Genomic DNA, 15028 nt, shown 5'->3' on the forward strand with positions numbered 1-15028 from the left:
CGGGAACGGCCGGGCGACCCCGAGACGCCTGACACACTGGGCGCCATGACGACGCACCCTCCGCAGGGCCTGCACGTGCTCGCCGGACGACCGTTCCCGCTGGGCGCCCACCCCGAGGCCGGCGGCGTCAGGTTCGCGATCGCCAGCAGCGTGGCCGAGCGGGTCGAGCTGTGCCTCGTCGACGACGACGGCACCGAGCGGCGCATCGAGCTGACCGAGCGGACGTTCGGCGTCTGGCACGGGCTCGTGCCGGGCGTGCTGCCCGGCCAGACCTACGGCTACCGCGTGCACGGCCCCTACGAGCCGAAGACCGGGATGCGCTGCAACCCGCACAAGATCCTGCTCGACCCCTACGCCCGCCGCATCCGCGGCTCGCTCACCGACATGGCGGCCGCGCTCGGCTACGCCGACGGCCCCGACGGTCCGGACGGTCCCGAGCCGTCCACCGTCGACTCCCTGGGCCACGTGCCGCTGGCCGTCGTCACGAGCCCCGGCGGGCCCGACACCGGCACGAAGCCGGAGGTGCCGTTCGAGGAGACCGTGGTGCTCGAGCTGCACGTCAAGGGGTTCACGCAGCAGCACCCCGACGTGCCCGAGCCCCTGCGCGGCACCTACCTGGGCCTGGCGCACCCGGCCGTCGTCGAGCACCTCCTGCGGCTCGGGATCACCGCCGTCGAGCTGCTGCCCGTGCAGGCCTTCACCGACGAGCCCTCGCTCGTGGCCGCCGGCCGGCACAACTACTGGGGGTACTCACCCCTCGGCTACTTCGCACCGCATCCCGGGTACGCGAGCGAGCCCGGCCGTGAGGTCGAGGAGTTCCGCACGATGGTCGCGGCCCTGCACGCCGCCGGCATCGAGGTCATCGTCGACGTCGTCTACAACCACACCTGCGAGGGCGGCCCCGACGGACCGACCCTCAGCCTCCGCGGGCTGGAGGCACCGGCGTACTACCTGCACGGCGACGACGGGAACATGGCCGACATCACCGGCTGCGGCAACACGCTGGACGCCGGATCCCCCGAGGTCGTGCGCCTCGTGACGGACTCGCTGCGCTACTGGACGACCGAGCTCGGCGTCGACGGGTTCCGCTTCGACCTCGCCTCCACGATGGGCCGTCCCGGTGGCGGCGCCTTCGACCGCGACAGCACGCTCCTGACCGCGATCACCACCGATCCCGTGCTGTCGCGCTGCAAGCTGGTCGCCGAGCCGTGGGACGCCACCGGCGAGGGCTACCGCGTGGGCGCGTTCGGCGCCCAGTGGGCGGAGTGGAACGGCATCTACCGCGACACGGTCCGCGACTTCTGGCGCGGCGCCGCCGGCGGCGTCGACGACCTGGCCTACCGGCTGTCCGGCTCGTCGGACCTCTACGACCACACGCTGCGCCGACCCTGGCAGTCGATCAACTTCGTCACCGCGCACGACGGCTTCACGCTGCGTGACCTGGTCTCCTACGACCACAAGCACAACGAGGACAACGGCGAGGACAACCGCGACGGCACCGACGACAACCGCTCCTGGAACCACGGCGTGGAGGGCGCGACCGACGACCCGGAGATCACGTCGCTGCGTGCCCGCCAGGCCCGCAACCTGCTGGCGACGCTGCTGCTCTCGACCGGTACGCCCATGTTCGTGGCCGGCGACGAGCGCTGGCGCACCCAGGGCGGCAACAACAACGCCTACTGCCTCGACGACCCGACGTCGTGGGTCGACTGGACCGTGACCCCCGAGAGCGACGCGATGCTGACGTTCGCCCGTCGGGTCGTGCACCTGCGCGCGAAGAGTCCTGCCCTGCGCCAGGCCGAGTTCTTCGACGGCCGCACCACGCCCACCGGCCGGCCCGACCTGATCTGGCTGCGGCCCGACGGCCAGGAGATGACCGAGCCGGACTGGCAGGACCCGGAGCGCCGGACGCTCGGCATGTGGATCGACGGGTCGAACAGCCAGTCCCGCACCCGCGAGGGCGAGCTGCTCACCGACCACTCGTGGCTCCTGCTGCTGCACGCCGGCGCCGAGCCGCTCGAGGTCGTGCTCCCGGGGCAGGAGTTCGGTGCCACGTTCGAGCCGACGCTCGACACCACGTCGGCCGACGGCAGCCCGGCCTCGACCGAGGCCTTCGCGGCCGGCAGCCGCACCACGCTGGCGGCGCGTTCCCTGCTGCTGCTCAAGGCTCCCCGGCACGACTGACGGGCCCGCGACCGGGGACCGGTCCCGCGGGAATCGCGCCCGTCCACGTTCACCGCTACGTTCGAAGGGACACCGAACGCAGCGATCGACGGGAGTGACTCGCATGACGGACCGGCTCGGCATCGATGACGTGCGGCCCCTCTCGGGCGACGGCACCTACCCCTCCAAGGCGGTGGTGGGCGAGCACGTGCCCGTGCAGGCCACGGTCTGGCGCGAGGGCCACGACGCCGTGGGAGCCACCGTCGCGTGGCGCGGCCCTGGCGACCGCGCCGAGCGCACCGTGCGCATGCAGGAGCAGGGCACCGGCCTGGACCTCTTCGCCGCCACGATCGTCCCCGACTCCGAGGGGCTGTGGACGTTCCGCGTCGATGCGTGGAGCGACCCGTGGGCCACCACCGCGCACGCCCTCGACGCCAAGCTGGCCGCCGGGCAGACCCCCGCCGAGCTCGCCAACGACCTCGAGCTGGCTGCACGTCTGCTCGAGCAGGTCGCGGACCGCAAGGACCGTCGCGCCGAGCAGAAGGCGCTGCTGGGCGCGGCGTCGGCCCTGCGCGACGACACCCTGCCGCTCGGCGCACGGGTCGGGCCCGCTCTCGGTGACGACGTCCGCCGCACGATGCAGGAGCACCCCGTCCGCGACCTCGTCACCCAGGGGCCCGAGCGGCACGTCTGGGTCGACCGGCAGCGCGCCGCGTTCGGCTCCTGGTACGAGTTCTTCCCCCGCTCCACCGGTGGCGTCGACGCCCAGGGCACCCCCGTGCACGGCACGTTCGCCACGGCCACGAAGGAGCTCGACCGCGTCGCCGCGATGAAGTTCGACGTGGTCTACCTGCCCCCGATCCACCCGATCGGCCGCGACAACCGCAAGGGACCCAACAACACGCTCACGCCCGGCCCCGACGACGTCGGCTCGCCGTGGGCCATCGGCGCGGCCGAGGGCGGTCACGACGCCATCCACCCCGCGCTGGGCACCGAGGAGGACTTCGCCGCGTTCGTGGAGCGCGCCCGCGAGCTGGACCTCGAGGTCGCGCTCGACCTCGCCCTGCAGGCGGCGCCCGACCACCCCTGGGTGGCCGAGCACCCCGAGTTCTTCACGACGCTGCCCGACGGCACGATCGCCTACGCCGAGAACCCGCCCAAGAAGTACCAGGACATCTACCCGCTCAACTTCGACCTCGACCGCGACGCCATCTACGCCGAGATGCTGCGCGTCACCCTGCACTGGGTCGAGCGGGGGGTGCGCATCTTCCGCGTCGACAACCCGCACACCAAGCCGCCGGACTTCTGGGCGTGGCTGATCGCGTCGGTCAAGGCCGACCACCCCGACGTGCTGTTCCTTGCCGAGGCCTTCACCCGCCCCGCGCGTCTGTGGGGCCTGGCCCGGCTCGGGTTCACGCAGAGCTACACGTACTTCACCTGGCGCACCACCAAGCAGGAGATCACCGAGTTCGGAGAGGACCTGCGCGAGCACTGGGACGAGGGGCGCGCCAACCTCTTCGTCAACACGCCCGACATCCTCCCCGCGCACCTGCAGGTGGGGGGACCGGGCATGTTCGCCCTGCGCGCCGCCCTCGCGGCGACGCTGGCCCCCACCTGGGGCGTGTACGCCGGCTACGAGCTGTTCGAGTCCGCGGTGCTGCGACCGGGTGCCGAGGAGTACCTCGACTCCGAGAAGTTCCAGCTGCGCCCGCGTGACTTCGCCGGGGCCCTGGCCGAGGGCCGCTCCCTCGAGCCGTGGCTCACCCGGCTCAACGAGATCCGCCGTGCTCACCCGGCGCTGCAGCAGATGCGCACGCTGCACTTCCACCACGTCGACCACGACGCCCTGCTGGCCTGGTCCAAGCAGGACCCCGCCACGGGCGACACCGTCGTCGTCGTGCTCTCGCTCGACCCGCACGAGGCGCGCGAGGGCACCCTGTTCCTCGACCTGCACGAGCTCGGGTTCGACCACGACGCGCGTCTCGTCGCCCACGACGAGGTGACCGGCGAGACCTACGACTGGGGCGCGGCCAACTACGTGCGCCTCGACCCCGCGCGCACGTGCGCGCACGTCGTGCACGTCACGTCCCGATGACATCCCTTCCCCCTGATCCCACCGAGGTGATCGCATGACCGACGACCCCACCCGCCAGGACACCGCACCGGACCCCCTCCTCGTGGACTCCGCCCTCGACGGACTGGAGCAGACCCCCCACACCGGCGAGAGCGTCGAGGCCGACGGGACCATGACCGAGCCGAGCTCGGAGGACTTCGAGCACGCCGAGCAGGTGCCCGCCGACCCCGACTGGTTCAAGCGCGCCGTCTTCTACGAGGTGCTGGTCCGGGCGTTCAACGACTCCAACGGCGACGGCACGGGCGACCTGCGCGGCCTGGCCGACAAGCTCGACTACATCGAGTGGCTGGGCGTCGACTGCCTGTGGCTCCCCCCGTTCTACGCCTCCCCCCTGCGCGACGGCGGCTACGACATCAGCGACTTCCGCGCCGTGCTGCCGGAGTTCGGCACCGTCGACGACTTCGTGCACCTGCTCGAGGAGGCGCACCGGCGCGGCATCCGCGTCATCACCGACCTCGTCCTCAACCACACGTCCGACGCGCACCCGTGGTTCCAGGCGTCGCGGCAGGACCCCGACGGCCCGTACGGCGACTTCTACGTGTGGAGCGACGACGGCACGGAGTACAGCGACGCGCGCATCATCTTCGTCGACACCGAGACGTCGAACTGGACGTACGACCCCGTGCGCGGCCAGTTCTTCTGGCACCGCTTCTTCAGCCACCAGCCCGACCTGAACTTCGAGAACCCCGCCGTCCGCGAGGCCATGCTCGACGTCCTGCGGTTCTGGCTCGACCTCGGCATCGACGGCTTCCGCCTCGACGCCGTGCCCTACCTGTTCGAGGAGGAGGGCACGAGCAGCGAGAACCTCCCCCGCACGCACGAGTACCTCCGCGAGGTGCGCGCGACGATCGACCGCGAGTACCCCGGTCGGGTGCTGCTGGCCGAGGCCAACCAGTGGCCGTCCGACGTCGTCGAGTACTTCGGCGACCCCGCGGTCGGCGGCGACGAGTGCCACATGGCCTTCCACTTCCCGCTCATGCCGCGCATCTTCATGGCGGTGCGGCGCGAGTCGCGCTTCCCGATCTCGGAGATCCTGGCGCAGACGCCGCCCATCCCGTCGGGCACCCAGTGGGGCATCTTCCTGCGCAACCACGACGAGCTGACGCTCGAGATGGTCACCGACGACGAGCGCGACTACATGTACCGCGAGTACGCGCGCGACCCACGCATGAAGGCCAACATCGGCATCCGCCGACGGCTCGCGCCCCTGCTGGAGAACGACCGCAACCAGCTGGAGCTGTTCACCGCCATGCTGCTGAGCCTGCCCGGCTCGCCCGTCCTCTACTACGGCGACGAGATCGGCATGGGCGACAACATCTGGCTCGGCGACCGCGACGCCGTCCGCACGCCCATGCAGTGGTCCCCCGACCGCAACGCCGGCTTCTCGCGGTCCGACCCCGGCCGCGTGTACCTGCCGCCGATCATGGACCCGACCTACGGCTACGAGGCGGTCAACGTCGAGGCGCAGATGGGCAACAGCGCCTCGCTGCTGTCGTGGACCCGACGCATGATCGAGGTGCGCAAGCAGCACCTCGCGTTCGCCGAGGGCGACTTCACCGACCTGGGCGGCTCGAACCCGAGCGTGCTCGCCTACCAGCGCGTGTGGACCCGTCCCGACGGGGAACGCGACGTCGTGCTCTGCGTCAACAACCTGTCCCGCTTCCCCCAGCCCGTCGAGCTCGAGCTCGGCGAGCACGAGGGGTGCACCCCCGTCGAGCTGACCGGCAGCGTCCGCTTCCCCCGCGTCGGTGAGCTGCCGTACCTGCTCACCCTGCCGGGCCACGGCTTCTACTGGTTCCAGCTGTCCGAGCTCGGCGACGAGGGCGAACGAAGGAGCATGACATGAGCGATCCCGTGAGCACTCCCGACCAGGGCACTCCCGACCAGGGCCACGAGGTCGGGACCTCCGACGTCGACCGCGTGGTGGCGGCCCTGCCCGACTGGCTTCCCGCGCAGCGGTGGTTCGGCGGCAAGGACCGACCCGTCACCGGCACGCGCACCGTCGACTGGACCGTGGTCCTGCCCGGTGAGCCCCTTCTCGTGCACCTCGTGGTGGAGGTGCAGCAGGGCGACCGGACCGAGGCCTACCAGCTGCTCCTCGGTCGACGCAGCGACGGACTGCCCGACGTCCCGGCGGCGGCGGCGATCCCCGCCGGCGACGGTCCCGTCTGGTACGAGGCCAGCGGCGACGCCGACCTCACGGGCGTGCTGCTGGACCACGTCGCCGCGGGCGAGCGCGTCGGTGACCTGCGCTTCGACCCCGAGCCCGGCGTGGAGCTGACCACCGGCCTGCGCGCGCACCCCATCTCCTCGGAGCAGAGCAACACGTCGCTCGTCTACGGCGGCCAGTACATCCTCAAGCTGTTCCGCAAGCTCACCCCGGGCGTCAACAAGGACCTCGTGCTGCACCGCGCCCTGCGGCAGGTGGGTTCCGCGCACGTGGCCGAGCCGCTCGGTGCGATCAGCGGACGGATCGGCGACGACGAGGTCAGCTTCGGGATGCTGCAACGGTTCCTGCCCGACGCCGCCGACGGCTGGGTCATGGCCACCACGAGCGTCCGCGACTTCATGGCCGACGACTCCGGCCTGCCGCCCGGCGACCTGGGCGGCGACTTCGCCGGGGAGGCGTACCGGCTGGGCCGGGCCGTGGCCGACGTGCACGCCGACCTCGCCCGTGCCCTGGGCACCGAGCCGGCGGCCGACGACGACCTCGAGCGCACCGTGGCGGCCATGGAGGCACGGCTCGACCGCGTCGCTGCGGAGGTCGACGACCTGGCGCCCCACGTCGACGGGATCCGCGAGGCGTTCCACCGCTTGCACGGCATCGAGCTGACCCTGCCGCTCCAGCCCGTGCACGGCGACCTGCACCTCGGCCAGGTGCTCCGCACCGTCCACGGCTGGCTGCTGCTCGACTTCGAGGGCGAGCCCGCCTCGAGCCTGGCCGAGCGGTCGGCGCTGCGCTCGCCCCTGCGCGACGTCGCCGGCATGCTGCGCTCGTTCGACTACGCGGCCCAGCAGCTGCTCGTGGGCCAGCCCGCCGACGAGGAGCAGACCGAGCGGGCCGCGGCCTGGGCGCGCCACAACCGGCTGGCGTTCTGCGACGGCTACGCCAAGGCGGCCGGCCGCGATCCACGCGACGACGCCGACCTGCTGCGCGGCCTCGAGCTCGACAAGGCCGTCTACGAGGTGTCCTACGAGCACGCCAACCGACCCGACTGGTCGAGCGTCCCGCTGGGGTCGATCGCCCGGATCCTGCGTGAGGGTGAGTGACATGAGCGAGTCCACGACGAGCTGGCCCCCCGCGGTGGGTGACCTCGACCTGCACCTGGTGGCCGAGGGCCGCCACGAGCGGCTCTGGGAGGTCCTCGGTGCGCACGTGCGCACGCACGAGGGCCCGTCCGGGCCGGTGGGCGGGACCTCCTTCGCCGTCTGGGCGCCGAACGCGCAGGCCGTGCAGGTCGTCGGCGACTTCAACGGCTGGGACGGCGGGGCCCAGGCGATGCGGGCCCTCGGCGGTTCGGGCGTGTGGGACCTCTTCGTCCCGGACGTCGGCGCGGGCGCGCGCTACAAGTTCCGCCTCCAGGGTCCCGACGGTGCGTGGCACGAGAAGGCCGACCCGCTCGCCTTCGGCACCGAGGTCCCCCCGGCCACCGCGTCCGTCGTCGTGGAGCCGCAGCACCGCTGGCGCGACGATGCATGGGTGGCCCGACGCGACGCGACCGCGTGGCTCGAGGCGCCGGTGAGCGTGTACGAGGTGCACCTCGGGTCGTGGCGACCGGGGCTGTCCTACCGGGAGCTGGCCGACGAGCTCGGCGACTACCTCGTCGAGATGGGCTTCACCCATGTCGAGCTCATGCCCGTGGCCGAGCACCCCTTCGGCGGCTCGTGGGGCTACCAGGTCACGTCGTACTACGCCCCCACGTCGCGCTTCGGCTCCCCCGACGACTTCCGGTGGTTCGTCGACGAGCTGCACCAGCGCGGCATCGGCGTCATCGTCGACTGGGTGCCCGCGCACTTCCCGCGGGACGAGTGGGCCCTCGCCCGCTTCGACGGCACCCCGCTGTACGAGCACCCCGACCCGCGGCGCGGCGAGCAGCCCGACTGGGGCACCTACGTCTTCGACTTCGGCCGCAACGAGGTGCGCAACTTCCTCGTGGCGAACGCGCTCTACTGGCTCGAGGAGTTCCACCTCGACGGCCTGCGCGTCGACGCCGTCGCCTCGATGCTCTACCTGGACTACTCGCGCAACGACGGCGAGTGGGTGCCCAACAAGCACGGCGGCCGCGAGAACCTCGAGGCCGTGCAGCTGCTGCAGGAGCTCAACGCCACGGTCTACAAGCACCACCCCGGCGTGATGATGATCGCCGAGGAGTCCACCGCGTGGCCCGGCGTCAGCGCGCCCACCGACGCCGGCGGTCTCGGCTTCGGCTTCAAGTGGAACATGGGCTGGATGCACGACACGTTGTCATACCTGGGGCAGGACCCCGTGCACCGCTCGTACCACCACGGCGAGATGACCTTCGCGATCGACTACGCCTGGACCGAGAACTTCGTCCTGCCCCTCTCGCACGACGAGGTCGTGCACGGCAAGGGCTCGCTGTGGGGCCGGATGCCCGGCGACGCCTGGAACAAGGCGGCCGGCGTGCGCGCGCTGCTGGCCTTCATGTGGGCGCACCCCGGCAAGCAGATGCTGTTCATGGGCGGGGAGTTCGGCCAGGAGGGCGAGTGGGCCGAGTCGCGCGGTCTCGACTGGCACGCGCTGGAGGACCCGCTGCACGCCGGTGTGCTCGAGCTGGTCAGCGACCTCAACCTCACCTACCGCGACACCCCGGCCCTGTTCACGGCCGACGCGCGTCCCGAGGGCTTCCGGTGGATCGACGCCTCCGACACCCAGGGCAACGTCATCTGCTTCCTGCGGATCGGCTCGGACGGCTCGCAGCTGGCCTGCCTGGCCAACTTCTCCGGCAGCCCTCACCACGACTACCGGGTGGGCCTGCCCCTGCCCGGCACGTGGCGCGAGGTGCTGAACACCGACGCCGAGTCCTACGGCGGCTCCGGCGTCGGCAACCTCGGCAGCGTCGAGGCCGAGATGGTTCCGCACCACGGGTTCGCGGCATCCGCCGAGGTCCAGCTGCCCCCGGCCGGGGTGCTCTGGCTGGTGCCCGAGCAGCAGTAGGTCGGGCCCGGTCCGCGCCCTGCGCACCACCCTTCGGCCCCGCTCCGCACGGAGTGGGGCCGAAGGTCTGTGGACCGCCGGGACGTTCTGCTTGTATTCGAACATGTGCTTGTTTCATGCCTGATCCTGCCTCTAGAATGGGAGTAGATCAGCAGGAGGAATCATGAGCGTCGCCGCACTCGACACCCACCCGGTGCCGGCGTGCGTGCGTTCCGCGCGTGAGTCGTTCTCCGCGGTGCCCACGAGTGCGTGGGACGGGCTCGAGACCGGCGAGGTCCGACGGTTGATCGGTGAGCTGTCCCGGTTGGAGTCCCAGGTCGCCGCGCACAAGATGGCCGCCGCACGCGTGCTGGAGAAGGCCCGCAAGGCCGCGGCGAACGGTGACGGACCGCGCCCGGGAACGGGCACCTCGACCGGGGCCACGATCTCGTTCGACTTCGGTGGGGACCGCAGCGGCGCCGACGCGTTGGTGAACACCGCGCAGCGGATCGAGGAGCAGACCACCCTCATCGAGAACGCGCTCGCCGCCGGGGTGATCAGCACCAAGCAGGCCGACCTCATCTCCCGCGCGTTGGCCAAGCTTCCCGACGACGTGACTTCAGAACAGCGTGAGCGGTGCGAAGAGACCCTGCTGAAGGACGCGCAGCGGCTGACTCTGAAGGACCTGCGCCGGCGGGCGGCTCGGATCACCGAGACCTACCGCAAGACCGTCGACGAGGTCGACGCCGACGAGGACGAGATCCTCCGCAAGAAGGAAGAGGCGGCCCGGGCGAAGACGAGCTTCTCGATGTGGGACAACAACGACGGCACCGTCACCGGCAGCTTCACCCTCCCCGAAGCACAGGGCGCCATGCTCAAGACCGCCCTCGACGCACTCGCAGCACCCCACCAGAAGGTCGGCACCGTCAACGCCGCCACCGGCGAGATGGACGAGGTGGGATTCGGCCAGACCTACCCCCAGCGCCTCGGCCACGCCTTCACCACCCTCATCGAGCACCTCCCCGCCGACCAGCTCCCGTCCAAAGGCGGCGTCAGCGCGGTCGTCACCGTGAATCTCGACCTCGAGACGCTCATGGGTGGCGTCAAGGCCGCCGGGCTGTCGGACGGCACCCGGATCTCGGCCGGCGAAGCCCGCCGGCTCGCGTGTTCGGCGCAGATCGTGCCCATGGTCCTCAACGGCAAGCCACTCCCGCTCGACCTCGGATCAGCGAACCGGTACTTCAATCGGGCCTCGCGCCGAGCCATGGAGAAGAGAGACGGCGGATGCACCACACCCGGTTGCGACCGAGACGCCAGATGGACCGAGGCCCACCACCTCAACCCCTACGCCACCTCCAAGACCACCGACATCAGAGACGGCGCACTGCTCTGCCCGTTCCACCACCACCGAGCCCACGACCAAGGCTGGATCGGACGCATCAACCCCGACGACGGCCACGTCGAGTGGAAGCTCCCCGGCTCCGACACCTGGCAACGCAACCACCGCTGGCGACCCTGACACCCGACCAACGACGACATCCGACCCATCGGTCGGGGCACTCGTGCTGCCCGGCTGCCACTAAGCCGCCTGGAGTGGTCTCGACACACCTCCCCTCGCTGGCGCTCGTGGAGGCACTCGACCACCGGGGTGCTCACGGATCTCCGAGGCGTTCGGTGGATGGTCCCGGATGCTCGACCATCGGGGTCGGGATCGGCGGCGCGGCACTGTGCCGCGACCACCCGGCCGGCTGCACCTAGGCTGACGACCATGACGACGTGGGGTGCATCGAGCGAGGTCGGACGTCTGCGGACGGTCATGCTGCACCGGCCGGGCCAGGAGCTGGCGCGGCTGACGCCACGCAACAACGACTCGCTGCTGTTCGACGGCATCCCGTGGCTGGGGCGCGCGCAGGACGAGCACGACGCGTTCGCGCAGGCGCTGCGCGACCACGACGTCGAGGTGCTGTACCTCGTGGAGCTGCTCGTCGAGACGCTCGAGCAGCCCGAGGCGCGGGCCGAGATCATCGCCAGCACCACGGCCACGCTGCACCTCGGCGACAGCCTGCGCCGCTACCTCGTGTCGGCGCTGACCGACCTGCCTGCCGACGAGCTGGCCGCGGTCGTCACCGCCGGCCTGCGCAACGACGAGATCGCGCACCGCAGCATCGTCACGAGCCTGCTGCGCCCCGACGACTTCCTCGTGGACCCGCTGCCCAACCTGCTGTTCACGCGCGACTCCTCGGTGTGGCTGCCGGACCGGGTGGCCGTGACCAGCCTGGCCATGCCGGCCCGCGTGCGCGAGACGCAGCTGACCGGGCTGATCTACACCCACCACCCGCGGTTCGCCGGCGCCGAGCGCGTCCACGGCCCGCACCTGGAGCACCTCGAGGGCGGCGACGTGCTGCTGCTCGCCCCTGGCGTCATCGCCGTCGGCGTCGGCGAGCGCACCACCCCGGCGGGCTTCGAGCGGTTCGCCTCGACGGTGCTCTCCACCGGGCTCGCACGGACGGTGCTCGCGGTGCCGATCGCGCAGGAGCGCGCCACCATGCACCTCGACACGATCGTCACCATGGTCGACGTCGATAGCGTGGTCATCTACCCCAACATGGCCGACGAGCTGCGCGCCATCGCCGTCACGGCGAGCGACGACGAGGACGGCACGCTGGTGGTGGGTGCCGAGCGGTCCTTCTTCGAGGCCGCGGCCGAGGCGATGGGCATCGAGGCGCTGCACCGCATCGACACCGGCCTGGACCCGGTCACGGCCGAGCGCGAGCAGTGGGACGACGGCAACAACACCCTCGCGATCGACGCCCGTCTCGCCGTGGCCTACGAGCGCAACGAGCAGACCAACGCCCGGCTCGAGGAGCACGGCATCGAGGTCGTCGCGATCAGCGGCTCCGAGCTCGGGTCGGGGCGCGGTGGCCCGCGCTGCATGAGCTGCCCGATCCTGCGCGACTGACCCTCAGACGATCGTGACCTGCGGGCTGTAGAGCGCCATGGCGTCGAGGGCGCGGCGGTGGTTCTCCGGCGAGGAGCCTGCGCAGGCGTCGGCCACGACCTCGACGGTCGCGCCCGCATCGGCGGCAGCGAGCACCGTCGAGAGCACGCAGCAGTCGGTGGACACCCCGGCCACCACGAGCGTCGGCGCGGACCCGGTGACGGCCTGGACCGCGTCCCACTTGCCGAACGTCGGCGCGGACACGACCGTGGCCTCGGCCGCGAGGTCGGCCAGGTCGGGCACGACGTCGAACATCGGGTCGTCGGGCGGCCGATCGGCGAAGGGCCATGCGTCGAAGTAGGTGCGCCAGGACCCGATGCGCTCGGCGTCCGGGGCCGGGACCCATCGCGTGACGATCGTGGGCAGAGCGGCGGCCAGCGCCCGGATCGGCTCGACCGTGTCCGCGAACATCGGCGACCCCCACGGGGAGTCCGGGTCGGCGAACACCCGCTGCGGGTCCACGACGACCAGCCAGCGGTCGATCACGGGACCAGCGCCTCCTGGCGGCGGACCACGGAGCGGCGGGCGACGAGCGTGACCACCAGACCGAGGGCGAAGGCCACGAGGACGCCGAGGTTGGCGTACGGCCAGGCACCGTCCCAGCCGGCACCGTCGGGCAGGCGGGTGCCCAGGCCGAACGGCTGGATGAGGTAGCCCTGCCAGTCGTTCCACGCGGTGCCCGAGACCTGGTTGACGACCAGCCCCCAGCCGATGACCGAGGCCACGAGCATGGTGCCCACCGACGTCCAGTCGACGGCTCCGTAGCGGCCGGAGGCGTCGAACAGGGCGGCGTCGTCGTAGTCGCGCCGACGCAGCGCGATGTCGCCGATCATGATGCCGGCCCAGGCGGCGATGGGGACCCCGAGCGTGATGAGAAAGCTCGTGAACGGGCCGAGGAACGTCTCCGCCACGAACACGACGTAGACGGTGCCGAGCGTCAGGATCACGCCGTCGATGCCGGCAGCGGCGGGGCGGGGGATCCGCACGCCCAGGCTGAGCAGGGTGAGGCCCGAGGAGTAGATGCCGAGCACCGCACCCGAGACGAGGGCCAGCACCGACGCGACCAGGAAGGGCACGAGGAACCACGTGGGCAGGACGGACGCCAGGGTGCCGATGGGGTCGTCCACGATGCCCGCGCTGAGGGTGTCCGAGGATCCGGCCAGCAGCACGCCGTAGACCACGAGGACCACCGGGGCGAGAGCGCCGGCGATCGTGTTCCACAGCACGATCTGCGAACCAGGGGTGTCACGCCGCTGGTAGCGCGACCAGTCCGCGGCGATGTTGATCCAGCCGAAGCCGAAGCCCGTCATCACCATGACGAAGGCGCCGACGACGGCCTGGCCCGAGCCGCCGGGCAGCGCCGTGACGCGGTCGAGGTCGATCTGGTCGAAGGTCAGCAGGATGTAGCCGATGGTCACGGCCCCGGTCAGCCACGTGAGGACCGACTGCATTCGCATGATCAGGTGGTAGCCGGCCACCGACGCCGCGACGATCAGCGCCGCGATCACGACGCACGCCACGACCTTGGTGCCGGTGCCACCGCCCCAGCCGAGCTCCCGGAAGATGGTCGCCGTCGCGAGCGTCGCCATGATCGCGAGGAAGGTCTCCCACCCGATGGAGATCAGCCAGCTGAACACGCCGGGCACCTTCTGGCCGACGACGCCGAAGGGCGCGCGGCTCAGGACCATGGTCGGCGCCGACCCTCGCTTGCCCGCGATGGCCACGAGACCGCACGCGGCGAAGGAGACCACCACGCCGAGCACGGTCACGAGGACGGCCTGCACCAGCGAGAGGCCGAAGCCCAGCACGTAGCTGCCGTAGGAGATGCCGAACACCGACACGTTGGCCGCGAACCACGGCCAGAACAGGTCGGACGGCTTGGCGGTGCGGTCGGACTCGTCGATGACCTCGATGCCGGCGACCTCGATGCCGGCACGCCGCACGGCCTCGAGACCGGACGGACCTGCGGTGGGCTGCTCGTTCATGCACCCAGCGTCCCACGGTCGGGCTCGACGTGGGCCCACCATCGGGCCCACGGGCCCGGGTGCCCAGCAGTCCGGGCGGCCTAGCCTCGCTCACCGGCACCGGCCCCCGGAGCCCATCCCCCCTCGGAGACTCCCATGAAGCGCACCCTCCTCGCCCTGACCGCCTCGGCCGCCGTCGCCCTCGCCACCACCGCCGGTCCGGCGGCGGCGTCCAACCCCGTCGACGTGACCAAGGAGTCCTGCTTCTCCAACCAGACGCTGCGCGCCGGCTGCGTCAGCCTGAAGTGGGACGCGAGTGACCGGAACGTCCGCGCGATCGGCCTCGCCTGGTCGAAGGGCGACCCCAAGGTCGGCGCGGTCACCGAGCTCACCCTGCAGCGCCGCACGTGTGGCGGGTCGTGGAGCACCGTCTCCTACGACGCCGACCCCGACGGCTACGCGGTGCTCGACACCGTCGGCTCCCCGGCGTACTCGGCCGGACTCACCGGTCGTCAGTGGCGCGCGAAGGCCGTGGTGTCGTGGAAGGTCTCCGGCTACCCCAGCACCCGCGGGAGCTCCGTGCGCACGACCCCCGTCTTCGGCTCCTGCTGACC

The 15028-nt window shown here is 71.6% G+C and carries 10 protein-coding genes; 8 read left to right on the top strand and 2 right to left on the bottom strand.

Features of this window, described 5'->3' with window-relative positions:
• The first annotated feature begins 45 nt into the window (after nt 1–45).
• From glgX to ASF37_RS05255, 7 genes are all read left to right on the top strand, one after another.
• Nucleotides 46–2184, top strand: a complete 2139-nt coding sequence (glgX, locus tag ASF37_RS05225; RefSeq protein WP_056579385.1) for a glycogen debranching protein GlgX — start codon at nt 46–48, stop codon at nt 2182–2184.
• A 103-nt stretch (nt 2185–2287) separates the two neighbouring features.
• The gene (locus ASF37_RS05230; RefSeq protein WP_055961763.1) at nt 2288–4258 is read left to right on the top strand and encodes a maltotransferase domain-containing protein; all 1971 of its coding nucleotides are present in this window, start codon (nt 2288–2290) and stop codon (nt 4256–4258) included.
• A 151-nt stretch (nt 4259–4409) separates the two neighbouring features.
• On the top strand, nt 4410–6143 hold the full coding sequence (gene treS, locus ASF37_RS05235; protein ID WP_200931209.1) for a maltose alpha-D-glucosyltransferase: 1734 nt from the start codon (nt 4410–4412) through the stop codon (nt 6141–6143).
• A complete protein-coding gene (locus ASF37_RS05240; RefSeq protein ID WP_162237324.1) occupies nt 6140–7567 on the top strand; it encodes an aminoglycoside phosphotransferase in 1428 nt (475 codons plus the stop codon). The genes treS and ASF37_RS05240 overlap by 4 nt, the downstream gene beginning before the upstream one ends.
• A gap of 1 nt (nt 7568) precedes the next feature.
• Nucleotides 7569–9473: a 1,4-alpha-glucan branching protein GlgB gene (gene glgB / locus ASF37_RS05245; RefSeq protein ID WP_082506410.1), complete on the top strand. Its 1905-nt coding sequence runs from the start codon at nt 7569–7571 to the stop codon at nt 9471–9473.
• Nucleotides 9474–9636: 163 nt separating this feature from the next.
• The gene (locus ASF37_RS05250) at nt 9637–10971 is read left to right on the top strand and encodes an HNH endonuclease signature motif containing protein (protein ID WP_056579387.1); all 1335 of its coding nucleotides are present in this window, start codon (nt 9637–9639) and stop codon (nt 10969–10971) included.
• A gap of 249 nt (nt 10972–11220) precedes the next feature.
• The gene (locus ASF37_RS05255) at nt 11221–12411 is read left to right on the top strand and encodes an arginine deiminase (protein ID WP_056557119.1); all 1191 of its coding nucleotides are present in this window, start codon (nt 11221–11223) and stop codon (nt 12409–12411) included.
• A 3-nt stretch (nt 12412–12414) separates the two neighbouring features.
• Here the strand turns inward: ASF37_RS05255 and ASF37_RS05260 are convergent, their stop codons facing one another.
• Both ASF37_RS05260 and ASF37_RS05265 read right to left on the bottom strand, forming a co-directional pair.
• The gene (locus ASF37_RS05260; protein ID WP_056579390.1) at nt 12415–12936 is read right to left on the bottom strand and encodes a cysteine hydrolase family protein; all 522 of its coding nucleotides are present in this window, start codon (nt 12934–12936) and stop codon (nt 12415–12417) included.
• Nucleotides 12933–14435: a cytosine permease gene (locus ASF37_RS05265; RefSeq protein WP_056579392.1), complete on the bottom strand. Its 1503-nt coding sequence runs from the start codon at nt 14433–14435 to the stop codon at nt 12933–12935. Before ASF37_RS05265 ends, ASF37_RS05260 begins: the two co-directional genes overlap by 4 nt.
• A gap of 135 nt (nt 14436–14570) precedes the next feature.
• On the opposite strand from ASF37_RS05265, the gene ASF37_RS05270 reads away from it, so the two are divergent.
• Entirely contained in the window at nt 14571–15026 is a 456-nt protein-coding gene (locus ASF37_RS05270; RefSeq protein ID WP_055961790.1) for a hypothetical protein, read from the top strand.
• The last annotated feature ends 2 nt before the right edge of the window (nt 15027–15028 follow it).

It is taken from the genome of Aeromicrobium sp. Leaf289 (assembly GCF_001423335.1).
In the GTDB taxonomy this organism is placed as follows: domain Bacteria; phylum Actinomycetota; class Actinomycetes; order Propionibacteriales; family Nocardioidaceae; genus Aeromicrobium.

What these genes read in the sequence shown, in the direction of transcription:
- ASF37_RS05230 (WP_055961763.1), top strand. Translation starts at nt 2,288, where the DNA reads ATGACGGACCGGCTCGGCATCGATGACGTGCGGCCCCTCTCGGGCGAC.
- ASF37_RS05250 (WP_056579387.1), top strand. Translation starts at nt 9,637, where the DNA reads ATGAGCGTCGCCGCACTCGACACCCACCCGGTGCCGGCGTGCGTGCGT.
- ASF37_RS05255 (WP_056557119.1), top strand. Translation starts at nt 11,221, where the DNA reads ATGACGACGTGGGGTGCATCGAGCGAGGTCGGACGTCTGCGGACGGTC.
- ASF37_RS05270 (WP_055961790.1), top strand. Translation starts at nt 14,571, where the DNA reads ATGAAGCGCACCCTCCTCGCCCTGACCGCCTCGGCCGCCGTCGCCCTC.
- ASF37_RS05265 (WP_056579392.1), bottom strand. Translation starts at nt 14,435, where the DNA reads ATGAACGAGCAGCCCACCGCAGGTCCGTCCGGTCTCGAGGCCGTGCGG.
- treS (WP_200931209.1), top strand. Translation starts at nt 4,410, where the DNA reads ATGACCGAGCCGAGCTCGGAGGACTTCGAGCACGCCGAGCAGGTGCCC.
- ASF37_RS05240 (WP_162237324.1), top strand. Translation starts at nt 6,140, where the DNA reads ATGAGCGATCCCGTGAGCACTCCCGACCAGGGCACTCCCGACCAGGGC.
- glgB (WP_082506410.1), top strand. Translation starts at nt 7,569, where the DNA reads ATGAGCGAGTCCACGACGAGCTGGCCCCCCGCGGTGGGTGACCTCGAC.
- glgX (WP_056579385.1), top strand. Translation starts at nt 46, where the DNA reads ATGACGACGCACCCTCCGCAGGGCCTGCACGTGCTCGCCGGACGACCG.